Source organism: Enterococcus sp. LJL128 (assembly GCF_056924295.1).
In genome coordinates this window covers 206340-231034 of the sequence record NZ_JBXPBP010000005.1, presented here as the reverse complement: position 1 = coordinate 231034, position 24695 = coordinate 206340, and the positions used below count along the sequence as shown (strand labels likewise).

Sequence of the window (24695 nt, the reverse complement as noted above, 5' to 3'; positions counted from 1 at the left end):
TCTAAACTTTTATAAAATAGACACCTTGTTTGTAGTATAATGATAAAAAAAGCTTAGCATCCGGAGGAATAATTGTGAACTATCGCCCAATTGATATTGCCCGCCAGCTAAATATCAGTACTAGTCTGCTGCGGCATTACGAAAAGCATGAACTGTTTCCTGCACCAGTTCGTTCAAAAAGCGGCTACCGTATCTATACAGAAACTAGTTTCTACTATATAAAAGCTGTTCGTACCTGCACTCTGGCTTACGGATATACCAGCAGCAAAAAAATGATGGATAACATCCGGACAGGGAATTACACACAGCTGTTCTGGCAGCTTAATCAGGAACAACTGAAGCTTCACCAGCAGAAAGACATTACGGAGAAAACCCGGGCACTTTTACATGACGAAGAAATTGAAGTTCTCACACAAATGCCGAAAAAGGGCTGGATTACTATTGGAGAAGCAGCAGAGCGCCTGTCATTAACAGAAACCACTATTCGCCACTGGAGCACTGAAGGGCTTGTTACTGTTCACCGGGATGAAGAAAGTAACTATCGAAAATTTGATGAACAAGCGTTGAAGAGACTGCTGCTCATTCGGCTGATTCGTGCCTCTACTTGGTCGCTGGATGAGGTACGGGAAATTTTGGCAACCTTTAATGCTGAGACCCCTTCAGAAATGATTGCTTTAGCAGAACATGCCCTCCGCTGGCTGAACAAAATACTTGAGCGTCAGTTTATTGCCCAAACGTATCTTTATCAACTAATTAACCATCTATCTCCAGAATATCTAGAGGTCTTTCCCGGAACTGAGTTTTACACACTGGATTGACAGTAATAAACAGAGCCGGATGTAAATAGATTCTCAGACTTTTGATATGTCTAAATCGGAAGAAATAATGTGAGCGGGACATAACTCATTGAGTCACATCCCGCTCACATGGAATCCAGATAAACAGTGGGAGCTGGAGCACATACCAGCATTTAACTGCAACGAGTAAGTGCATCTGTCCCAACTTCTTTTTTCATTTCAATTATTAATGAAGTTCATTTATGAATTAACTACTTGATCCTGAATCACCCCCGCTGCTTTTAGAAACATACAGGTTACAACCGGACCCACAAAAGAAAAACCTCTTTTTTTCAAGTCTTTTGCAATCACCGTTGCTTCCGGCAGCGTATTGGTCACTTCATCAGAATTCTCATAGGTTTTTACCACTGGTACCCCACCAACAAAATCCCACAAGTAGTCTGCAAAGCTGTTATATTCTCCTTCGGAAAGCAGCTGGACAATTGCTCGAGCATTTTGAATGGTTGCATTGATTTTTCGTGGATTTCGAATCATATCAGGCGCCTTAAGAATCTTTTCAATATCATCTGGAAACAGTGCTGCTACTTGTCGAAAGTCCATATCACAGAAATTCCGAAAAAACGCATCTTTTTTTCCGGCGGCAGCCTTCCAGCTTAGCCCTGCCTGAAATACACCGACTGTTAGCAAAAGATAAAGCATTCGATCATCCTTTGTCGGTTTTCCCCACTGCTCACTATACCACTGATACGCCTTCACCTTGTTCCCCTCCCTATTCAATCATCGCCGTCATTTATTGTATCATAAATCCCTCCCTGTTTTGACAAGGCAAAAGGAGAAAACAGCTTTAGACAAAATAGCTGTCTAAGCTGCCCTCTCCCTTCTTAATTTACTTAATCCTTTAACTTTTTTTATTCTGGCTGTTCATCTTTATTATACTGAATCACCTTTGAATTCTTGTTGTCAGCAATTTCCTGTGCCCGTTTTAAAGCCTGTTGCTTTCTCTCAAAGGAATCTGAGGCCTTTTCCGCCCCTTTTGTCTTCACATACCAGCGCTCCTCTTGAAAATAAACCAGTACATCATTATTAAGCAAATCCTGATTAATTTTTTCTCCCCCATGTTGATCAGACTTCCTAGGGTAGGTTTCTTTTTTGAAGCTCTTTTTCTCGGAGTCAGAAGCTTCATCCAGCCATTTTTTTCCTTGTGAAATAGCGATTGGAATTGCCTGATTTTCTGGATAGCCTTCATCCAGTAATGCATTCCCTATATCGATAACTTTTTTTCTGAGTAGCGGATCAAAATTTTTAAAAGAAGCCGGATAATCATTTTTATCCCATGGCATAGCAGCCACTCTCCTCTATAAATTCAGGCAAAAAAGCTGCCACCTGTGACCGCATAGACCTGACCAGTAACATAGCTTGCCTGATCTGAAGCAAGAAAAACATAAACAGCAGCTAGCTCGGCAGGCTGTCCTGCTCGTTCCAGCAATTCTTTTTGTCCAAATTCCGGAATAGCTTCCTGCGGCTGACCCCCACATATCTGCAAAGCTGTCCAGATTGGACCTGGCGCTACGGTATTTACACGAATGCCTTTCGGCGCTAATTGAGCTGCCAAACCCTTACTAAACGCTGTAATCGCTCCTTTAGTTGCTGCATAATCCAGCAAATGAGCGCTGGGTTCTTCACTTTGAATAGAAGTAGTTGTAATAATACTGCCTCCAGCTGGCAGATAAGCCATTGCCTCCTGTACTGTCCAATACATAGATATAATATTCGTCGTAAAAGTATCCGTAATCTGTTTAGTCGTTAAATCTTTTATGTCTTTAACGGCTTGCTGCATACCAGCATTTAACACAAGTATATCAAGTCCGCCTAGTTCCTCTGCTGCAGCGTGTACAAGTTTTCTGGCAAAAGCTTCCTCTTTTAAATCGCCAGGTACCAGCACTGCTTTCCTGCCGGCTTTTTCAATCCATTGTTTTACTTCCAGCGCATCCTCTTCCTCAAATGGAAGATAGTTTATTGCCACGTCAGCCCCTTCTCTAGCATAAGCAATTGCTGCTGCTCTGCCAATTCCAGAATCACCGCCGGTAATCAAGACTTTCCTTCCGCTCAGTTTGTCTGAGCCTGTATAACTTTCCTCACCACAATCAGGCACAGGGGTCATTTTTCTTTGTAAAGCAGGTGCTTCCTGTCTTTGCTTCTCAAATTTTCCTGCATAAAATTTTGTCAATGGGTTATTTAAATCACTCATTCTAGCTCCTCCTTGTTTTCTTTCTCTTATTTCACCCTAATACAAAATTAAAACTGCTTCAAATTATACGCTTTATTTTTTTGGTTAAGACTACAAAAAATAAACCTGCCCCACGTACAATATAACTGTACATAAGGCAGGTTTAGCTTCTTCATATTACTATGAAATGCAGACGATTAGGATAGATAGCGACTAGAAGAATATCTATCCCTGATTCTTTGATTTTAGTTAAACTCACGGAAGCGCGCTGCATCATCCATATATTCTTTTTCACCTGCTGGTGCTTCGATTGAACCAATGACTAATTGCGCTCTTAATTTCCAATTTGCAGGAATAGACCATTCTTTAGCAACAGCTTCATCAATAACAGGATTGTAATGCTGCAGATTTGCACCAATGTTCTCTTGGGCTAAAGCAGTCCAAACATTTGCCTGTGTTAAACCACTTGCTTGTTCAGACCATACTGGGAAATTATCTGCATATAATTCAAATTGTTCCTGCAGACTTTTTACAACATCCTGATCTTCAAAGAATAAGATTGTTCCAGCAGCACCGGCAAAGCCTTGTAATTTCGCTTGTGTATTAGGAAAAGCTTCAGCAGGAGTTAACGGCTTCAATGCATCTTCTGTCAATGACCATAATTTTTTATGAGCATCACCAAACAGAAAAACGACACGTTGCGTTTGAGAATTGAAAGCACTTGGGCTTTCTTTTACTACTTCTTTCACTAAAGCTGTAATTTCTTCATTTGATTTTGTTAGGTTAGTACCTAAAGCATAGATAGAACGACGTTTTTTTAATTCTTGAACAAAATTTGACATATTTTTTTCATCCTTTCGATTTCACAAGTAAATAATTTCTACTACTCTTACAGTATATACGCTTACGAAAAGTAAGTAAAGAGTTTTGCTTACTTTTTTAAAGTAAAAAAATCCGGTACCTAAATTTAGGTACCAGATTGATAACTTATTCTATACTTTATTTCGCTTATTCATAGCGTAAAGACTCGATTGGATCAAGCTTCGCAGCTCTTCTTGCCGGCAAAGTACCTGCAAGAAACGCAATCAGCATAATGATTAGGATGATCCACAAGCTGGAAATTGGTGAAAACTGCAGCAAGGTAAATCCGGTTAACGCATCAAGGAATGATTCTGCCGCATAGCTGTTGATTATGGTGCTAACACCCATCGCTCCTAGAATACCTAGGACAGAACCGAAGAATCCGATTAATGCGGCTTCGACGCTAAAGACCATAAAGACTTTTCCACTGCTCAATCCCATCGCTTTCATCAACCCAATTTCTCTTGTCCGTTCCTGAACGGACATATAAAGAGTATTGATAATGCCAAAGCTCGCTGCCAGTAATGCGATAGCACCAAACATGGTCAGAACACCGGTGATTGCATTGATGATATTGCGAATCATGCCAATTTCATCTTCAACAGTAGTTCCTGTATAGCCGGCATCTTCTAATTTCTTTTGGATTTTTTCCACTTGGGTTTTAGACAGGCCTTTATCCATAACTGCTGAAATCATCATATATTGATTCTTCATTGTATCAGGCAGACCGTTTTCATTGATTGCTATGATTTTATCGCCTAACGCTTTACTAACGATTGACTGCCCCCCCTGAATAAGGCTTGTGTTACGAACACCTACTATTTTTGCTTCTACAATTTCCTGTTCTTTTGTCGCTTGAGAGCTTACTGCAATTTTTACTGTTTTGTTCAATGCTTCTTTTGCTGATTTATAACCCAAGCTCTCAACGTATTCTGGGGCTAGATTTATTTCATAGGCCTCTCCTTCAGAAGCTACCTGTTTTCCAACCTCTAAATCCATTTTAATCTCGCTTGGTGTTGCCGCTGAGAAAACAAACTTTTTGTCATCATTACCTTGAATGTAGTCTGTTGAAAGAAAGTTAAAAGGCTCCGCTTTGTTGATGCCTTTAATATCTTTGATTTTATCGACATCCTTATCGGACATATACTCTGCTTCTGCCCCAGCCTGATCAGGATTGTACTCTTCCGGACCTTCACTACTTCCCCCAGCCATCCCCATATCTAGTTTTGGTTGAACAAAGAGCTGGTTTTCTCCTCCAACATTGTTTACCTGTTTGTCAATATAATCGTTAACTCCGGTATTAACCCCAGTTGTTAATGAAATCGTAAAGGCACCAATAAAGATTGCTACGATTGTTAAAATTGTTCTTCCTTTATTTCTAAGCAGGTTTGCTCCTGCGGATTTTAAGATATCGCTGATTTTCATTTATTCGTCCCCTTCTATGATTTCCCCGTCTTTGATTCGTATTTGCCGGTCGCATCGCGCAGCCAGCTCATCATCATGTGTTACGATAATCAAGGTTATTCCCTCTTTTTTATTTAAGTCAAATAATAGTTTTTCAATTTTTTCACCTGTATTGGAATCAAGATTTCCAGTCGGCTCATCTGCAAAGATAATCTGAGGATTGTTTACCAAGGCTCTGGCAATACATACCCGCTGTTTTTGCCCGCCAGAAAGATTGTTCGCTTTATTATTGACCTTATCCTCCAACTCAACAGCTTCTAACGCCGCCATTGCCATCTTCTTACGCTTTTTTCCAGAAATACCGGCAATTTTCAAAGGGAGCATCACATTATTCAAGACAGTATCTTTAGGATTCATGAAAAACTGTTGAAAGACAAAACCGAATCGTTCGTTTCTTGTCTGGTTTAATTCCTTCTTCTTGATGTCTCTCACGCTGTTTCCATTCAATAAAATATCTCCAGAACTAGGTTTGTCAAGCAATGCTAGGATGTGCATTAATGTTGATTTCCCTGAGCCGCTTTTCCCAATAATTGCCACTGATTCTCCCTGTTCAATCTGTACATTGACACCCTTTAACGCATCAAATCTAGTTTCATTTTTCCCATAACTTTTCTTCAAGCTTTTTGCTTCAATTACAGCCATTTGACTCCTCCGTTGTTTTTCTATTTTTCATCACATAACCTATTGTGACGTAACACATGTTATTTGTCATGGTACTTGAGATGTATTTCATGGAAATCAATTTGCTACAATCGTTATTTCACTATCTAAAACCAAAATTAAATAACTGCAAAAATAATCATAAAATAAAATAAAACGCTTTATATAAACTTTGCATCGTCATATAGGAATGATTAAAAACAATGAAAATAAAATGTATTTCTAATAATACAAAAAAACTTAAAGCAATTTCTCTAAAAGAGAATTTCGCTTCAAGTTTTTTTGTTATTTAACTTTCCGACTTAAGTATAATTTGTTCCAACAACCTGTTTTCTGTCTGAATGACATCAAAGAATCCACTGATTTTTTCCAGCTGTTCATAATCAATTTGATAAAGCTTAACCGAAGGTTTAATAAACCAGAATCCCCGATTAATCCGTACCCGGTTATTAATTAAATGGCACTGTTCCATCATTGATTGGAGGTCCATCTCCGATACGCTATTCTTGATTCGTTCAACACGTTCACGCTCGTAAGTCAGCTCTCCTTTAGTAACGGTCATCTTTTCAGTGATTGTTACTAACTCTTTATTCAATTTCCAGGACTGTTCAATAAACTTAGCTTTTTTATACAAATCATCATAGTGAATCAAATCAATTTTCACAGATTTATACCAGTCTTCTTCATCGACTGTAATTTTTCTGTGCTTCTTAAATCGCTTCAAGCCACTGACTAGCAAACTATTTTCTATAGCGAGCAGCTCGTGTTCCAATTTTTCTTTTGCTACCCGCACACGTTCCTTTGACGCTTTTTCTCGTTTCAAACTTTCTTTTAAGTAAACCAGCTCATTCTCTTCTGAACGTACCATGCTGGTTTCATTTACATTTTTGACTTCTGGAAAAAGCTCTTCCGAAGGTTCAGCTTTTGTTTGCTTTGTTTTACTTTCCTCTTTTGAGGGCTCAATAGTGACACTTACTGGAAATGAGAGTTCTTCAGGCTGATTATCTTCCACCGCTTCTTCACTCAAAATTTCATGTAAATGCTTTTCGACCATCTCACTGATTGATTGTCTGGCACTGCCTGTCATTTGCTCAAGACTAGTTTTCAGACTGAAGTATACTGCCTGGTTTTCACCTTGGATGGCTAACGGAATAAATTCACACGCATATGTGCTGAATTCATCCTCAATTTCTTCAGACATTTTCGTCCAAATAAACTGAGGAAACAATTCCTGCAGCTCTTCCAGTAAAGCTTCTTCATCAAGTTCTACCTGAAAAAACTGGATTTCAAGATAGTTACGATTCTTCTGTGAATCCCGCAGCTGTTCAGTTAGTTCTTCTTTTTCTAATAAAGTTAAACTATCACCAGTTGCTTCGGCATAAATAGCTTCACACGAAACGAGTAGCTTGTCCGCAGATTTTTCTTCGAAGATTGTTTTTCCTAGGTAATCAGGAATTGCTCTCTGGTGAAAAAATACATCAAATGCCTCATCCACTGAATCATCCCTCCTTTTCCTATATATCCAGTTGATCTTCTTTAACTAAGTTAATGATTTCATTGAAGGCCATCTCAGACTCTTCCTTCACATTCTTAATACGGTTGTAGTAGTTTGTATACTCTCGTTCAGCTTTTTCCAGACGTTTCAGAATAACGGCTTTTCGTTGAACTTCCTCATTAATCAATTGCGCACGATGATTCGCTTGATTAATAATTTCTTTTGCCTGACGCTTCGCCTCAAGCAGTACTTCACCGATATCTTCTTTGGAAAGCTGTGTATCATTTGAAAACTCTTGCTGTGCTAAACGGCGCTTGGTTGTATCAAGCTCCTGACGCAGTCTTGAAAGCTCTTCATAAGTAGACGTATCTGTTGTTGCCGGATCGCTAGACATAATAACAATGCGATCCTCTGAAAGCTTATCAATCTCTTCTTGCTTAGCAAGTAATTCTTGTTCATATTGACGTACTTTTTGAGAGAAACGATCAGCCTTCTTACGATTCAAATCAAGCTCATCAGACTGACGGGTATTTTCTCTTGATAATGTATCATAATCCCGCTGCAGCTGTTGAAGCTCAGCAATACGCAGCTCATAATCTTTTGGTACTGCTTGAACTGTTGCCAGTTCATTCTCCAAAGAGCTGTTTTCTTCACGAAGCTCTGCTGTCTCTGCTTCGGCCTTACTTAATGCACGTTGACTTTTACGCAGTTCAGCTTTCAAATCACGAAGTTCATTCTGAAGCTGTTCATTTTCTTCCTGAAGCTCTTCTAACTCTTCATCATCGGCAACGACAGGAGCTGGACGTTTTCTCTTTTTAGGAGCTGGCGCAGCTTTTTCCTTTTTCTTGAACGGGAAGCGTTTTGGTGCTTCATCATAATCATCATCGTCGTCATAATCATCATCGTCATCGTCGTCGTCATAATCATCATCGTCGTCGTCATAATCATCATCGTCGTCGTCATAATCATCATCGTCGTCGTCATAATCATCATCATCGTCATCGTCGTCATCATAATCATCGTCATCGTCATCGTCGTAATCATAATCATCATCATCGTCGTAATCGTCATCATCATAATCATCGTCGTCGTACTCATCGTACTCGTCGTCATCATAGTATTCATCATCATCGTGTTTTTTTCTTGATTTATTTTTTCCTTTTTTTAAAAAAGAGAACATGTATTCACAGCCTTCCTAGTTTATGTTAAAGATTAATATAAATCTATTTTATCCTATCCTCCTTGTTACTTCAATCTTATCTTCTCATCATTTTTTATGGTTTTATATAAATTATAGAGATAAGACAGCTACTGTCTTTATCTACATATAATATTTTTATCAAACATTTATCCACTTTTTTACGACATATTCCTTTAATATAAGAAAATAAACAGCTTTTATTAGTTCCAGCTTTTTTCGAAATGAAGGTCATCGTCATTTTTGTCTTGAATGATTGTATCAATGTACTCTCGCAGTTCAGGAGCCTGCTCATTTATTGTCTGGTATGCATCAGAATTTCTCAACTTATCCGCAGCCTCATCAGTGATTGAATCTTCACCAGTAAAAAAGGATAGATTGAGTTTGCCGACAAAAGCCGCCGCTTCATCCAGCTTCTTTTCATCTTTAAAACCAGCACCCAACAATGAACGATACGCCATTGCCTCGCCATCTTTTATAAATAAATTTTCCAGATACTCATGATGCTTCAATAAATTTTCATCTTCCTGTTTTGTATCCTGCGCCCAACGGTCTACATCGGTTTCTTTTCTATAATAGCACATCTTCTTATTTTTTAGCGACAGAACACCTACAGGATGAGGTGATAGTGAAAAAGAACCAGTGACTATTTCTGTAATTCCTGTCTCTTTATCTGTTAAAATATCCTGAGCATGAATATGACCGGAAAATACAGCTGGAACTTTATACTTTTTCAATAGCTCTTTGATTTCAGGCGCATTGTTTAAGACATACCCCTTATTCACTCTTTCATTATGAGAAAACAAGTTATGGTGCATAAACACCAATGTTGTTTTAGCAGAACTCTCTCCTTGCTTCAACTGCTCATCCAGCCATGCTTTTGTTTCCTGAGACAGTTTTCCGGCAGTCACCGGATTGCGGTTTGAAGGCTCAATCGTATAAATATTTGTATCTAAAAACACAAAATTATAGGAATCATTTATCTGAACCATATAGCTTAATGACTTTTCGTCATAAGCTGCTGCTCCTTTATAGCCAGTTTCAGCAAAGATTGTTCTGAAATCATCCGGTGAAATCTGCGCCGTTTTTTCCTGCTTATCTTTCGTATATTTCCTAGCCCAGCCATCATAAATATCATGATTCCCTGGAATAATAAAGGTTTGTATACCCGCATCTCTCAGCGGAGAAAGAAGTTTAGCAAAAGCTTCTGCGCTGATTTTCTCTCCATTTAATGTAACATCCCCTGTAACAATCAATCCGTCTGGTTTTTCAGCAAGAGCTTCTGCGATAAGAGCCTGCAGGCTTTCTGTCTGATAAATCAAGTCCTTGCCCGCTGCAGTAGACTGTATAAACTGAAAGGCTTCTCCCTGATCATACAGCTCCTTAGAAATGTAATGAGGATCTGTAATAATCCAAAAGTCCAAGTCCGCTTTTTGAAGTACTTCTTCGCTGCTTTCAAGTGCCTTCGTCTTTGGTTTCTCATTGACTGTACTGGCAAACAGAAAAATTAGCAGTACGCTGACCGCTATGATAACTACAAGGACTGTTTTTTTCTTCATCTTTTCCACCTGCTTTACAATAACTACTACTGTATCCTTACAGTAAATGTGACAGCCATTTTCAAACCAATGGTTTGAAAATGGCTGGGATAATGAACATCCCAGCCACATAAGCTATTCAAATCGAACAGACAGCGGGACAGAAGCAGCTTCTGTCCCGCCTGTTTTTTTAGCTAGCATTCAATTTAAATTGATGTCGTATACGGCGGAGTCAAAACAAGTTCCTGTCCTTCTGTTAGGAAGTACTGATCCAGATTATTCCATTCTTTTAGTGAAAGAATAGAAATGCCTGTTTTTTTGGAGATTTTTGCTAAGGTATCTCCTGATTGTACTTCGTAAACACTGGTGCTCTTCTTCTTAGAGGCAGTCAGGTTGTAAGACTTGTTGCTGTTCTTTTCCTCTCCTTGAATAGAGCGGATTACTCGCTGAACACTACGAATAGAACGGTCAACAATTTCTTCTTTTTGAACAACAGTTGTTTCCTTCTCTACGTCTGTAGTTGGGATAATCAGTTTTTGACCTACAAAAATCATCCGGCGTTCAAATTGATTTCTTTCTAGAATAGCTGAAACAGGGATATTGTATAATTCACTAATTGATTTCAGCGATTCACCTTTTTTAACAACATGATAGAGAATATCCAATTGCTCTTTTTTCTCTTCATCTTTTGTCAAATCAATATCTTTTTTCACTTTATCTGTGACTTTTTTACTTATACTGCTCAATGTTTCTTTCTCAGCATTCAGCTCGTCATATTGATCCAGCTCATAAGCTTTGATTAGACTATTTAGTTTGGATGCATAGCTCGTATCTGTGGCATAACGACCTGTCAGATATTTCGTTGCATCTTGATATCCATCTGTTTTGTTTTTCCATGTACCGCTATAGAAATTCTTATTACCGCTTACTCCATTACTTAATAATTTCATGTAGTCTGTCAGCGACTCTTTATAAGACGGATATTTTCTAAACCCAGCTCGAATACTAATCATCTGACCGCCGCCTGTGTCTTCCTGTGTTAGGAAATTGACACTGGAGCCTTCATAACTTCCCTTGATGCCAAACAGGTTATAGTTTGGCGCAGAAGCTAATGCGCTATTGCCTGAGCCGCTTTCAAGAATTGCTTGTGCAATCATGACTGAAGCATACAAATTATTTTTTCCGGCAATCTCTCTAGCATCTTCACCAATCTCATTAATGAATGCCTGCGTAGTTAAATTTCTAGGAATATAATATACTGCTGTCGAAATGCCGTAATTTGTATTGCTGGTTCCTGAAGTTTGATTATACTGGTATGTCGGTTGTGTAGGTCCAACTACTGTTGAAGAAGTTGTATTTCCACTAATCGAAGAACCCGGACGGCTTCCGCCTGTTGAAACACTCGGCTTATTCGGTTTACTTGTTGAAGTTCCAGGCTTACTTGGTTTGTTCGGTTTACTGGAGCTGGTCGTTGTTCCAGTACTTCCACCTGATGAAGAAGTGGAGGTAGAACTATCTGTAGTAGAACTGGACGAACTGCTGTCGGTTGTACTGCTGTCTTCTGTTGTGGAAGACTCTTCCGTCGAACTGCTGTCCGTTGTGCTGCTGTCTTCGGTACTGCTTTCGCTTGTATTTGTTTCAGTCGTTTCTTCTGACGAAGTGCTTTCCTGACTGTCAGAAGACTCAGTTGTCTCAGTTTCTGATTCAACTGTTGAACTTTCTTCAAAATTTTCATATTCAGTTGTTACTTCTGTACTTAGTAAAACTTCTTCAGTTTCAGTCTGATTGGTACTCTCTAAAACTGAATCCTGTGTTTTATTTTGTGCAGAAATAATCGTACTCTCTGTGAAAGCGGAAGCTGTAGAGGCAGTCAAAAGTCCAGCACTAGCAAGACATATTCTTTTTAGACTTTTTTTCCTTTTCATTAACCCATTCTTCCTTTCAGAACATAAACGTTTTTTTCTGTATGCAATCAATAATAAACAATATCCCCCAGGACACTCGTTATCATTATACCAGAAAAGAAAAGCATTTTCTTCTCAAAAATTTATCAAATTGCTAAAATTTACAAGACAAACTCACGAAGAAAACGCTTTCTCTAATCTTACTGTCATTAACTTATGTTGAAAAAAGTAAAATCACACGAATTACTGTATAAAGCAAAAGAAATATTCAAAAAAAGCTACTGTCAACCCGGTAAAAATAATGATGGATTACTTAACAAAATTTCACTGGCATAAAAAGCCGTGCTTACTCACTCTTGCTTCATTTTTATTTTTTGAATAGTATAGCATATAGCTTCTTTTTGTACATGTTTTCTTTCTCAAGTTATAAAAAAATACTGAGACAGTTTACAAAACCATCTCAGTTCTATTTCAGTTATGTTTAGAAAGCTGGCGTCAGCGTTTCGCCATGCTTCTGCTCCAGAAAATTACGTACTTCATCACTCGTCATTGCTTTTTTTAGTGCGCTGATTTTTTCTGAAGTCTGATTATCTTCACGAGCAACTAGACTAATTGCAAAACGCTCATCAATTGTTTGCTCCAAAAACAGTGCATCCGCCGGCGTTAAGCCAACCTTCGCAATATATGTCGGATAATTATAAACAAGAGCAACATCTTTTTCATTATAAGCTTCAGCCAGATTCAACAAATCCACAGACAGCCATTCAAGATTTTTAGGATTAGTCTCTACATCCTTAATAGTCCCTTCAAAGCCAACGCCCTCTTTCAATGTTATCAGCCCTTGGTCAGCAAGAATTGCTAATGCCCGCCCCTCATTGGATATATCGCTAGGCAAAGCCACTTTTGCTCCATTCGGGATATCTTCAGTAGATTGATATTCTTTTGAGTAAAATCCCACTTTAGCATTATAGATTTTTTGAACCGCCACAAGATTTGCCTGCTTCTCGCTATTGAATTTTTCCATAAAGGGTTCATGTTGGGCAAAGTTTGCATCAATTTCCTTTTCCTTTAAAAGCTCATTGTACTGAATATTGTCATTCACTTGAACCAGTTCAAGCTCATAGCCCTCTTTTTTGAGTACATCGCCAGCTATCTCAACCACATCTGTCATTGGCGGCATATGAGAGGCTACTCGAATAGTTTTATCTACAGCAGCTTCATTATCACTAGCTGTCGTTTTCTTCTGTCCGCAAGCAGCCGTCAGAAAAACTACTGTGCTTAACAGTAAAAATAATTGTATAGACTTTTTCACTTTATACTCCTCCTAATGTCTTTTATCTATTTTTTCAGCAACTCGATTCCCAATTATCTGAATCGAAGCAACAAAAAGAATCATTAAAATAATAGCTGTATACATCAATCCGTATTCATATCGCTGATAACCGTACCTTAATGCGAAATCGCCAATACCACCGCCGCCGACAACACCCATCACAGTAGAATAGGAAACCATACTGACAATGACTGAAGTCAGCGTCAGCACAAGTCCAGACCTAGCTTCCACATATAGAAACTGCATAACCAACTGCCTTTTCCCGGCGCCTAACACCTGAGCCAACTCAGAGACTTCTTTTGGCACATCTAGCAAAACTTGCTCAACCAAGCGCGCATAAAGAGCGGCGGAAACAAAAGACAGCGGAAAAGCTGCCGCCCTCGTTCCAAACGCTGTTCCCAACACTCCTCTAGTTATCGGAATTAACGCAATAACCAGTAACAGGAATGGAAATGAGCGGATAATATCGATTAGACGGTTTAATACGACGGAAAGTAAACGAGTGGACGATGCTTGTTTTTTTCGAGACATAAACAGAAATGTTCCCATAGGCAAGCCAATTAAGAGTGCAGATAAAATGGAGTAAAGCAGCATCTCTCCAGTTTCTGCCAATGCTTTAGCCAGTTCTGGTCCATAGTAGCTCAGCTGATTGAAATACTCTGTCAACTTAATACCTCCTTGATTCGTTCATAGTAGGAGGCATACACTGGATTATCCGCTTTTTTGTCAAGAGTTACCGTTTCAAGCAACCGGCCTTTCTCAACAATCGCTGCTCGATTACACAATTGCTGAATTAACTCCAGCTCATGGCTAACCACTATAATAGTTGTTCCCAGCTCATGATTAATCTTTCTCAATAAAGTTCTAACTTCATAGGCGTGTTGTCCATCTAATGCTGATGTAGGTTCGTCACACAAGAGCAAGTTGGGCGCTGTCACTAAAGCTCTGGCAATAGCTGTACGCTGCTTTTCCCCACCGCTTAATTGTTTTGGATAAACTTCTGCTTTAGAATCAATTTTTACAAAACGCAGAATCTCTTCAACCGCTTGGGAATTGTCCTTCCCAGCTAATTTAAGCGGTAACTCGACGTTTTCCCGAACTGTTCGGTTGTAAAGCAAGTTGAAGTGCTGAAAGACAACCCCTGTCTTACGCAGCCTATTTTTTCGGGCTGATGCTGTCAACTTCTCAAGATCCTCACCATCAACTTCCAATCGTCCACTATCTGGTACCTCCAGTGTACTCAAGAGCTTTAACAGGGTGGATTTACCAGAACCACTCTCACCGATTATGCCAAAAATTTCACCGCTTTCAATCTGCAGATTTATCTCCTGCAGCGCCAGTGTTTTCCCTCCGCGGTGTTCATATATTTTGCTTACGTTATCAAAAACAATCATCCAGTCTCTCCTTTTATCAGTCCAGCAGCAGTCGAATAAAGGTTTCCTTCGATATACCAGAGAAGTATTCCTCCATAGAAATATTCGCCAGCACCTTTTCAATGGACTTGTCATCGTAGTCGGCTCCTGTTAATAGAGCCTCTACATCTCTACTGTCTTTCTGACTAAAATAATCACCATAAATTCGTATGGATTTAATTTTTCCTTTATCGATAGACAACCGAATATCAAGCAGACCACTTGGAAACTTTTTTTCTTTTTGTAGAGAAAACTCTGGTGCTTCTCCATAAATCCATTGGTTATTTCCATAAACTTCCTCAACTAGCTTATTGATTTCCTGATAATCAAAAGCTGTCAGCTCATATTTTCTATCCTGAATGTCTCCCAACTCTGCTGCAGAAAATAGCTGTAGAGTCAGTTGATCACGAAAAGCTTCTGTTGTAATTTTCTGGTATTTTTTATTTAGATAAGGCTTAATATTTGTCACATGACTTCTAACTGATTTTGTTCCTTTTGACTCTAGTTTTTTCTCCGACACCTGAAGAACTGTCTCCATTTCCTGCAGATTCACATCAAACATCAACGTACCATGCATGTACATCTTAGTCCCTTTTTTATACATAGCGTTACCTGAAAACTTTTTATCATCAATGAACAGATCATTTCTGCCATTCATTGCTGCTGTAGCTGCGCCCATCCTGTGAAGGGCGTCTATTATCGGTTGTGTAAAATGCTTAAAATCACCAAAATTATTGCCGGCTGCATTCATGATAAAGCTAAAGCTGACATTGCCTAAATCATCATAAACTGCACCGCCCCCAGACTGTCTACGTGTAACTGTGATATTTTTCTCTCTAGCGTAGGTTCGGTTTATCTCAGCGAAGGCATTCTGATTTCGTCCAATAATCACACAAGGGCTTTGTATATAAAAGAGTACTAAAGGTTCATCGAAAGACAAACTATTTAAAACATATTGTTCCGCTGCAAGATTTTCTCTTATATCTTTCGAATCTAAATGAATATAGTACATCAGAACCACACCCTCCCAATCTGTATTTATATATTTATTTAAAATAACAATTTGATAATAACACAAAAACAACTATCACCACACTATATATGCTTGAATAAAACAAACGTATTTTAATTAAATTCATTTTTATATAACAGAAAAAAACAATATGATACAGCTGTTTTTCTGTATTATCATTTTCTCAATTAATCATAAAAAAGATTGGAGCAATCGTCAAAATGACGCTGCACCAATCTCTAAATCTCGAATAAAAGATAGTTCATATTCATTTTTTATAGCTAAATCCAACAGGTCAGTTCCACTTGTATGAAAGATTTTAGCGGAATAATCGGCATACGAAACTAAAACTGAATTTTGAAAAGTTCAATACTCAATTCTTAGACCAACCACCGCTTTCACTTAAGCAAAAATACACATCGGAAAGACCACTTTCGTTTAGTGCTCAATCTTACGTAACTGAAAAAAAGTTAAGCATTCTGAAATTCCCATAAAAATAAGAATTCCGCCAAACAATTGAAAAAGAAATAAAACGCTTCGGAACGGATTGAATATCAGCAGACCTCCGCCAATTATCAGTACAATACCATAAAAAGACAGCAGACCCCAGTTAACAGTTGTATATTTTCTTAGATTGAAGGACTGAATTAAACGAGCACTCCCCACTGTTACAACCAGCAGACCTAGGAATATTGGCAAAATACTAACAATAGCTTTTGAAAACACTAAAACAATGCCTGCCAATACCAGCAGGAGAATTCCCAGAACAAAGCTGCTGTCGTAAATACCTTCTTTCTGCCTAACTCTAATTCCTTCTATCAAATCCAGCAGGCCCATAAATGCCAGGTAACCCGAAATTACATAAACCGTGATGTTAAATACGCCAGATGGGTTAACAACCACAGCTATTCCTAGAAGAACATAGATAATCCCTCTAAGCAGTGCATGCTTTTTCAAATGATAAATCAGTGTATCCATCTCCACCGCCTCCTATTTCTCTATTGTATAAACTTTTCTTATCGAAAACTACTATTTAGAATCATATCCCGCAACTTCTATCAAATTTCTCATTTTCTGCGTATTTATTTTCGATTAATCGACTTCAAAAAAACTGAACAAACCCGTAAAGCGAGATATTGGCTAAATTCCTTTCTCAATATCCGATATTATGACGGCTTTTATAGCCATACATAGCTTGTAATTTCTTTAGTTATAAAAAAAGACACCTGAAAAAATTTCAGGTGCCTATCTAATCTATTTGATAGCAATCATTTATTATTTAATTGATTAGTACCAGCCGTTAGCTAACCAGAAAGCTTGTGCCGCTTCCCATGAACCATAGCGTTGTGTTACGTATTGATCTGCTACGCGTTCTTGATTCGCTTCTGAATAATCCCCATTTAGGTATGAAGCATCTAATTGATATCTACCGATATATCTGCCGTTTGTTGCTGAGTAAGAACCGCTTGATTCTTTTTGTGCAATCCATTCTTTGGCAGATGAAGATGTACCAGTATAGCTAGATTCTGCTGCCGCAGGTGCTGCTTCAGTTACTGGAGCTGCCTGAACGGTTTCAGCTTGAACTGCTGGAGCTGCTTCAATCTTTTCTCCATCATCAGTTTTAATAATCAGTTGTTGACCAGTATAAATCATATTGATATTTTCAATGTTATTGTCTTCAGCAATTTTTTGGATTAAAGAGCTGTCGCCAAACACTTGCTGTGAAATTTTTGAAAGGCTGTCTCCTGTTTGAACAGTATATATAGTGTCTGCATGCACGTCTGTAGTTCCTGCAAAAATTCCAAATGTTGCTACCGCAATTGTTCCTAGTAGAATTGTTTTAATAGATTTCATTATCTATTCTCCTTCATAAAAAGTTTTCATCTCTCGTATGAGACTTTTCATACTTTATCATCCCAGCGTATTTCATAGGTAAAAGTATAGTGACAATTCATTACGAGTATTGATTTTTCGTAACACTCTGTAAAAAAAAGCGATAAAGAACTTGATATAAAAGGATTTATTATTTAATTTATATTTATAAAAAACCGTCTTTTTTTATAAAAAAGGAAGAAAATTTGTATTTGTTTATTTTATTCTCATCGTTTTCTCCTTTTATTTCGGTCTTTTTTTCAAAAAAAGAGCTTTTTATATCAAAACTGTAATGTGAAAAATCAATGACTACACTGCTTTTATGACATTTTCAGATAATTTCTTTGATTATTTCATACAAAATATTCATATATTTCTTCATCTATTCTCTAAACAACTAAAAAAACACCGTCAGAAATCATTATCCTTCTGACGGTTCAGCCTCAAATAAAGATACTTTCATGCAGATTCTGTAAATATTCTATTTGAGAAATATACATTAACCCATAATGGTAATAAAAAAATAGGAAGTCGAGACAAACACTCAATACTCCAAGTTTCACTCCAGTTAGATATCTTCCAAGTAACTATTCTTTTGTTAATTGACGAATCGCCCCTTGTATTTCATGTAATACCTCTTCTTCTGTTTCAACTTGCAGAAGCTCAGTCAATATTTTCAACCATTTTTCCGGTTCACGATTGCCTAATTTACCAATCGTCCAGGCCGCAGTACCTCGAATCACTGGTCGAATATCTTGTGTACATTCTAAAATTTCCGGTAGTGCTTCTCTGCCGCCCAAATTAGCTAGAGCAATCAGTGCATTCCGCTGCAGCGGCTTTTTCCCGCGCCATGATCCAGCGAGATGGCCAAATTGTTCTTTGAATTCCTTATTGGTCATGCTAAGCATCGGTTCCAGTTTTGGATAAACACTATCTATCTCCGGGTCCATTTCTTCATGAAAATGAAAATCTTTTCCTCTATTATAAGGACAGACTAATTGGCAAATGTCACAGCCGTAAATCACATTATGCATCTTCTTTCGATATTCTTCCGGCATCATACCTTTGGTTTGAGTCTGATAAGACAGACAGCGCGGTGCATTCATTCGTCCATCACCCAATAAAGCCTGCGTTGGACAAGCAGTCACACAGCGCGTACATTCGCCACAGCCAAAAGGAACAGGCTGATCCACTTCAAAAGAAATATTCGTTACAATCTCGCCCAAATAAACAAAAGAACCAAACTCTTCTGTAATCAGCAGACCATTCCTGCCAATAAAGCCCAACCCTGCACGCTGTGCCGCCGCAACATCAATCAGCTCCCCAGTATCCACCTGAGGCTTAAAACGCCAGCTTTCTTTTTCCTCTATCGTTTCCGCCTGCTCACGAATAAAATCAATCAACCCATTTAAACGCTCACGTAAAATATCGTGATAATCCATTCCCCATGAAGCTCTAGCAAATTGTCCTCGTTTTTCATCTCGCGGAACCTTTTCCTTCACCTTAGTCGGATAGGCTAGCGCAATCGCTATAATTGTCTGTGGATGCTCAAACGTTCGTTCCGGGTAAATACGTTCTTCAATAATCGGATGTTCAAATCCTGATGTATAACCTCGTTCCTTTTGCTCCTGTAAAGAAGCTTCTAAATGATCAAAAGGAGCTGCTGACGCAAAGCCAATCTTATCAATCCCAAGACGTTTACTCTCTTCAATGATTTTACTTTTCAAGTCAGTCATCCTATTTCGCCTCCGTTCGATTTTAACCAGCTAGAACTATATCCGCAGCTGCTTACGATTATTATAATACTCCTTGTAGGATAGATAGCCAGCAATAATTGCTCCAATACTAGTCGTGGAAAGAAGCATAAATGTAACCATTATCTGATACTTAATCGCATGAACGGGATCAACTCCGGCAAAAATCAGCCCTGACATCATTCCCGGCAGACTGACTAGCCCCACTGTTTTTGCAGAGTCCACCGTAGGCTGCATCGCCACCTTGATGCTTTCTCTTAGAATGTTTTTTGAAGCTAAAGAAACATCGGCTCCCAGAGAAAGCTTTTCCAAGACCTGCTGCCGCTGATTATAAAACAATGTATGCATATGCTTGTAGCAAAGACCAATTGCTATCATCGAATTGCTGGCAATCATTCCTGAAATCGGTACAAGCTGTGAAGGAATAATTTTTATTGCTCCTGCAAAAATCAATGTCCCAAGCGTAATCGAGGTGCTTAGAAAAATAGCTGCAAAGGAATACAGGAACGCATGCTGCAGCGAAGGATTACGCTGCTTTGTGTTCCAAGCAGCATTAAAAATAATTACCAGTACCATCACCAGTGTCAAAATGAGGATATCTGTTTGAAAAATATATTTCAATACATAGCCTACAACAATCAGCTGAACAACCGCACGGCAAACACTATAGATAATGTCTTTGCCCAGTCCCAGCTTCTGATTCAGACTAATCCCCAAAGCAATCCCCACAAGCAGCAAGGACCAGCCTAAAGACTGTCCAGTAACCGCTAAATCATTCATCCAGCTTTCCTCCTGTTATCTGTATAATTTTGGCTGATTGCGCCAGCTCTTCACTATCATGAGTTACCCGGATAATCGTTGCCCCCTGATGATGGACCTGCTGAATCAGCTGATTGACAATCTTTTTACTTTCCTCATCCAGCCCCACAGTGACTTCATCCAAAAGCAGCACTTCAGGTATAAATAAAATGTTGCGCAGTAACGCAATGCGCTGTCTTTCACCCCCAGAAAGCTCACTTATTTTTTTATCCAGAAATGCTTCATCTAAATAAACCTGAGCCAGCTTTTCTCTAATTCTTTTCTGATTAACGGGCACTTCTCTTACCTCAAATGGAAATACAAGATTGTCATAAACTGTCTCTCCAAATAATACCGGCTGCTGGAATGCATAAGAAACCTCTCGTCGGTAAGCAACTGGATCGAGCTCAGACAAATCCGTACCCTTATAATAAATCTTTCCGTCTGATGGCGATAACAGTGAAGCAAGCAGCTTCAAGAAGGTACTTTTCCCGCCCCCAGAAGGTCCTGTCAGTGTTAAAAAATCACCTGTCTCAACTGCTAAATCAACCCCTTTTATAATTGCTTCTTTCTCCGTCCGATAAACGACACTCTTTGCTAACAAAATATCTTTCGTCATCATCGCTGCTCCTTCCAACTACTTCTATTCAAGGGTACCTGATTCTGCTGATCATTTCAAAATAAAGATAAAAACTGCTTCAAAAACCAAATAAAATACTGGTTTTTGAAACAGCTTCATTATCCATTCACTTTATGAACGTTCATTTGTCCACATCGACCGCTTCAGCATCCATTCTACAATCGGACCTGTAGTCAGCAGACAGACAAAGGTTGCAATGTGGAAACTTGTGCTTCCCAGCAATAAGCCACTTACTACAAGCACAGCATCAATTGCAATTCTAATTAACTTCAAACTTCCTTTGGTTCGGCTTTCAATCATAAATGACAAACATTCTATTGCGGCGGCGCCCATCTGAGCAGATACATACAAGCCGATGCCCACAGCGTAGCAAATAGCTGCTACTAATCCCCAGAGGAGCGGTATGCCCATCTCCCAATCAGCTAAGAGACCTGAAAAGAAGTTGACCATCAGTCCTAAACAAACCCCGTTTATAATTGTCCCTGCGCCGATTAACTCACGTTGCATAAAAAATGCAATCACAATCATCAGGACGTTAAATGACATACTCAGATAACCAAACTCCCAAGGTATGTAATTTTGAATCCCCGTTAAAAAAACACTTAGTACATCTACACCATAGCCCGCTTTCAATAATACTGAGATGGATAGTGCAGTCAATGCCGTTCCAGCAAAGACAGACAGTATCCGATAGACGGGTTTTCTTTTAATCATATTTTTCCACATTCCTTATTTTTTTAAAGATTCTTTGGCCGCTGATAGCAATAACCTAATAAAAAGAAGTTTGCAGCTATAAATCAGTATTTTTTACCTTTATTCAACAGCGCCTCTTTCCATAATAGTGTTTCTTCTAATTCTTGTCAACTTTCTTGGTAGCGCTTTCTTTTTCATGGTGTAATAATTTAGTCATTTCAAAGTGACTAACTTGAAAAAGAACGGCACTTTAGCATTTACTCTTTAATCTACTATTTTTAGTAAGCAGTCATGTAAATAATAGCCGCAGCTGTCAGCCAGTTCTTCACAAACATTCTGAACTATTGACATTTTTTATTAGATATCGTAGACTAGTTACTACTTGAATGACAACTGAATAGTACCTCAAATCGAGGTAGAGGTCGCGGTTTTTATTAATCTTGTGGAGTGTGAAAGGACATGTTGAAGCAAGCCTAGGAACAACCGCCGAAATGTACAGCAGCCTTCTCTGTTGTATGTTGGGACACTATGCGAACAGCTGGTGGACTGTCTTGGCAGTAATGCCAAGTTGCGCTATGTTCTGTTGAGGAGACGACTGTTATCAACAACCAACATGCGTATGGTTGTTTTTTTGTATTTATAGTAAAGAAAGGAAGAATTAGTATTATGAATAAAAAAAGTATTTCCTTTGGTTTTCTGTTTACACTTTTATTAGGTCTGTTCTTCACGCCGCTGACTGTCAAAGCAGAAAGCAGTACAGCAAATGGTGAGTTCAGAGTCGGAATGGAAGCCGGCTACGCTCCTTTCAATTGGACGCAGACAACAGATGCCAACGGCGCTGTGGCAATTCCTAGCGACCACTCCTACGCAGGAGGCTATGATGTCCAGATTGCTAAGAAAGTAGCTGAAGGACTGAACAAACGACTAGTGATTGTCAAAACAAAATGGGACGGTCTGGCTCCAGCACTACAATCTGGAAAAATTGATGCTGTAATCGCCGGCATGTCGCCAACACCAGAACGTAAAAAGGAAATCGATTTTTCTGATCCTTACTATGAATCTAATCTTGTTATCGTTACTCGTAAAGACAGCAAGTATGCAAATGCAAAAAGCCTAACTGATTTCAGTGGTGCTAAGGTTACTGCTCAGCTGAATACCTTCCATTATACTGTCATTGATCAAATTCCTGATGTCCAGAAGCAGCAGGCGCAAGCGGACTTTGGTGCCATGCGGACAGCCTTAGCTTCTGGTGTCATTGACGGCTATGTTAGTGAACGGCCGGAAGGCGTTACTGCTGAAAGTGTGAATCCGGATATCAAGATGGTGGAATTTTCAGAAGGAAATGGGTTTAATACTGACCCTGCTGATACTACAATCGCTATCGGACTTCGCAAAGGAGATCCTAATCGTGAAAAAATCAATGCTATTTTAGCAGATATTTCTCCTGAGGAACGAACAAAGATTATGGATGATGCCATCGTTGACCAGCCGGCTGCTGAAGGCTCAACGGATGAAGAACAAACTAAGCCTGGTCTGATTAGTGATTTTAAAAATATTATTAGTCAATATGGTACGCTTTTCCTGCGCGGTACTGGAACAACATTGCTGTTGGCTTCTATCGGTACAATTGTTGGTACGCTAATCGGTCTTTTGATAGGCGTTATCCGGACAATCCCTACAGCTGAGAAGAAGGGCAAACGTGCATTCCAGAAAATCTTTAACTGGCTCTTATCCGCATATATTGAAATTTTCAGAAGTACGCCGATGATGGTTCAGGCAATGGTTATCTACTATGGGATTGCTTTGGCTTTCGGTATTGATTTAAATCGTACTGTTGCCGCTTTGTTTATTGTCTCAATTAATACAGGTGCTTATATGTCTGAAATTGTCCGCGGCGGGATTTTCTCCGTTGATAAAGGGCAGTTTGAAGCAGCGCAGGCCATTGGTATGACTCATGGACAAACGATGACAAAGATTGTTTTACCACAGGTTATTAGGAATATTATGCCGGCAACGGGGAACGAATTTGTAATCAACATTAAAGATACTTCTGTTCTGAGTGTTATTTCTGTTTCTGATCTGTTCTTCCAGGCTAATTCTGCGGCTGGAACAAACTATCAGTTCTTCCAAACCTTCTCCATCGTCTGTGTGATTTACTTTGTTTTAACTTTTACAGTAACACGGATTTTACGCTGGTTGGAAAACCGCATCGACGGACCTTCAGCATACATTCCTGTTGAAGAAGCAGAACAATCTGTAGCAATAGGCGAAGATAAATAAGGAGGCCCATATGATGAATGCAATTATTGAAGTTGAACATTTAAAGAAGAACTTTGGTGAAAATGAAGTCTTAAAAGATATCAACCTAACTGTAGAAAAAGGCGAAGTTGTGACGATTATCGGTTCCTCCGGCTCTGGAAAATCAACAATGCTCCGCTGCATTAATTTACTGGAAAAACCAACAGACGGTAAAATTATTTATAAAGGAGAAAATGTTTTAGCTCCTGGGTATGATTTGCCAAAATACAGAACCCATCTAGGGATGGTTTTCCAACAGTTTAATTTGTTTAACAACTTAAACGTTTTAGATAACTGCACAACTGGTCAGCTTACCGTTTTAAAACGCAACAAAAGCGAAGCTGAAGCAATCGCTATGGAAAACCTGGAAAAGGTTGGCATGGCACGCTTTGTAACAGCTAAACCAGCTCAGCTTTCCGGAGGTCAGAAACAGCGGGTAGCGATTGCCCGGGCACTATCCATGAATCCTGATGTTCTTTTATTTGATGAACCAACCTCTGCGCTTGACCCTGAAATGGTAGGAGAAGTGCTAAAAACGATGAAGAATTTGGCCCATACTGGGCTGACAATGATGATCGTTACGCATGAAATGGAGTTTGCGCGAGAAGTATCAGACCGCGTCATTTTCATGGATAAAGGCGTTATCGCAGAGGAAGGAAGCGCAGAAGATATTTTTGTCCATCCGAAAGAAGTGCGGACAAAAGAATTCCTGCAGCGTATTCTATCAAAAGAATGAATA

The 24695-nt window shown here is 39.0% G+C and carries 23 protein-coding genes and 1 riboswitch; of the genes, 3 read left to right on the top strand and 20 right to left on the bottom strand.

From position 1 onward, the window contains the following. Positions 1-74: 74 nt before the first annotated feature. Positions 75-818, top strand: a complete 744-nt coding sequence (locus AC1Z3K_RS08910; RefSeq protein WP_426082517.1) for a MerR family transcriptional regulator — start codon at positions 75-77, stop codon at positions 816-818. A 219-nt stretch (positions 819-1037) separates the two neighbouring features. On the opposite strand, the gene AC1Z3K_RS08905 is transcribed toward AC1Z3K_RS08910, so the two are convergent. The 20 genes from AC1Z3K_RS08905 to AC1Z3K_RS08810 all read right to left on the bottom strand — a co-directional run bounded on the left by AC1Z3K_RS08905 (position 1038) and on the right by AC1Z3K_RS08810 (position 21679). Continuing rightward, entirely contained in the window at positions 1038-1553 is a 516-nt protein-coding gene (locus AC1Z3K_RS08905; RefSeq protein ID WP_426082518.1) for a DNA-3-methyladenine glycosylase I, read from the bottom strand. 152 nt (positions 1554-1705) lie between these two features. After that, entirely contained in the window at positions 1706-2137 is a 432-nt protein-coding gene (locus AC1Z3K_RS08900) for a DUF2188 domain-containing protein (RefSeq protein ID WP_461732500.1), read from the bottom strand. Positions 2138-2160: 23 nt separating this feature from the next. Then, positions 2161-3045 (bottom strand): SDR family oxidoreductase, encoded by an 885-nt coding sequence (locus AC1Z3K_RS08895; protein WP_461732499.1) that lies wholly within the window; start codon positions 3043-3045, stop codon positions 2161-2163. 224 nt (positions 3046-3269) lie between these two features. Further along, entirely contained in the window at positions 3270-3866 is a 597-nt protein-coding gene (locus tag AC1Z3K_RS08890) for a nitroreductase family protein (RefSeq protein WP_426082524.1), read from the bottom strand. 166 nt (positions 3867-4032) lie between these two features. After that, positions 4033-5310, bottom strand: coding sequence for an ABC transporter permease (locus tag AC1Z3K_RS08885; RefSeq protein WP_461732498.1), 1278 nt, complete (start codon positions 5308-5310; stop codon positions 4033-4035). After that, positions 5311-5991, bottom strand: a complete 681-nt coding sequence (locus tag AC1Z3K_RS08880) for an ABC transporter ATP-binding protein (RefSeq protein WP_426082528.1) — start codon at positions 5989-5991, stop codon at positions 5311-5313. Between the two features lie 307 nt (positions 5992-6298). Next, positions 6299-7504, bottom strand: coding sequence for a hypothetical protein (locus AC1Z3K_RS08875; protein WP_426082529.1), 1206 nt, complete (start codon positions 7502-7504; stop codon positions 6299-6301). A 19-nt stretch (positions 7505-7523) separates the two neighbouring features. After that, the gene (locus AC1Z3K_RS08870; protein ID WP_461732497.1) at positions 7524-8684 is read right to left on the bottom strand and encodes a hypothetical protein; all 1161 of its coding nucleotides are present in this window, start codon (positions 8682-8684) and stop codon (positions 7524-7526) included. Between the two features lie 221 nt (positions 8685-8905). After that, positions 8906-10261 (bottom strand): metallophosphoesterase, encoded by a 1356-nt coding sequence (locus AC1Z3K_RS08865; RefSeq protein ID WP_426082531.1) that lies wholly within the window; start codon positions 10259-10261, stop codon positions 8906-8908. A 185-nt stretch (positions 10262-10446) separates the two neighbouring features. Then, positions 10447-12165, bottom strand: coding sequence for a glucosaminidase domain-containing protein (locus AC1Z3K_RS08860; protein WP_461732496.1), 1719 nt, complete (start codon positions 12163-12165; stop codon positions 10447-10449). Between the two features lie 460 nt (positions 12166-12625). Further along, on the bottom strand, positions 12626-13456 hold the full coding sequence (locus AC1Z3K_RS08855; protein WP_426082533.1) for a MetQ/NlpA family ABC transporter substrate-binding protein: 831 nt from the start codon (positions 13454-13456) through the stop codon (positions 12626-12628). Positions 13457-13468: 12 nt separating this feature from the next. Continuing rightward, positions 13469-14143, bottom strand: coding sequence for a methionine ABC transporter permease (locus AC1Z3K_RS08850; RefSeq protein ID WP_426082535.1), 675 nt, complete (start codon positions 14141-14143; stop codon positions 13469-13471). Continuing rightward, positions 14140-14871 (bottom strand): ATP-binding cassette domain-containing protein, encoded by a 732-nt coding sequence (locus tag AC1Z3K_RS08845; RefSeq protein WP_461732495.1) that lies wholly within the window; start codon positions 14869-14871, stop codon positions 14140-14142. The genes AC1Z3K_RS08850 and AC1Z3K_RS08845 overlap by 4 nt, the downstream gene beginning before the upstream one ends. 16 nt (positions 14872-14887) lie before the next feature. Beyond that, positions 14888-15901, bottom strand: coding sequence for a lipoate--protein ligase (lplA, locus tag AC1Z3K_RS08840; RefSeq protein WP_461732494.1), 1014 nt, complete (start codon positions 15899-15901; stop codon positions 14888-14890). A gap of 438 nt (positions 15902-16339) precedes the next feature. Then, on the bottom strand, positions 16340-16879 hold the full coding sequence (locus tag AC1Z3K_RS08835; RefSeq protein WP_426082538.1) for an HdeD family acid-resistance protein: 540 nt from the start codon (positions 16877-16879) through the stop codon (positions 16340-16342). Between the two features lie 309 nt (positions 16880-17188). Beyond that, positions 17189-17755, bottom strand: coding sequence for an aggregation-promoting factor (apf, locus tag AC1Z3K_RS08830; RefSeq protein WP_426082539.1), 567 nt, complete (start codon positions 17753-17755; stop codon positions 17189-17191). A gap of 605 nt (positions 17756-18360) precedes the next feature. Next, positions 18361-19509, bottom strand: coding sequence for a tRNA epoxyqueuosine(34) reductase QueG (queG, locus tag AC1Z3K_RS08825; protein ID WP_461732493.1), 1149 nt, complete (start codon positions 19507-19509; stop codon positions 18361-18363). Positions 19510-19545: 36 nt separating this feature from the next. Further along, positions 19546-20307, bottom strand: coding sequence for an ABC transporter permease (locus AC1Z3K_RS08820; protein WP_426082541.1), 762 nt, complete (start codon positions 20305-20307; stop codon positions 19546-19548). Then, positions 20300-20944: an ABC transporter ATP-binding protein gene (locus AC1Z3K_RS08815; RefSeq protein ID WP_461732492.1), complete on the bottom strand. Its 645-nt coding sequence runs from the start codon at positions 20942-20944 to the stop codon at positions 20300-20302. Before AC1Z3K_RS08815 ends, AC1Z3K_RS08820 begins: the two co-directional genes overlap by 8 nt. 132 nt (positions 20945-21076) lie before the next feature. Continuing rightward, entirely contained in the window at positions 21077-21679 is a 603-nt protein-coding gene (locus AC1Z3K_RS08810) for a YczE/YyaS/YitT family protein (RefSeq protein ID WP_461732491.1), read from the bottom strand. Between the two features lie 387 nt (positions 21680-22066). Continuing rightward, positions 22067-22242, top strand: a riboswitch (Lysine riboswitch). Between the two features lie 82 nt (positions 22243-22324). Here AC1Z3K_RS08810 and AC1Z3K_RS08805 point away from each other — a divergent pair. Continuing rightward, positions 22325-23938, top strand: a complete 1614-nt coding sequence (locus AC1Z3K_RS08805) for an ABC transporter permease subunit (RefSeq protein ID WP_461732490.1) — start codon at positions 22325-22327, stop codon at positions 23936-23938. A 13-nt stretch (positions 23939-23951) separates the two neighbouring features. After that, positions 23952-24692: an amino acid ABC transporter ATP-binding protein gene (locus AC1Z3K_RS08800; RefSeq protein WP_426082545.1), complete on the top strand. Its 741-nt coding sequence runs from the start codon at positions 23952-23954 to the stop codon at positions 24690-24692. The last annotated feature ends 3 nt before the right edge of the window (positions 24693-24695 follow it).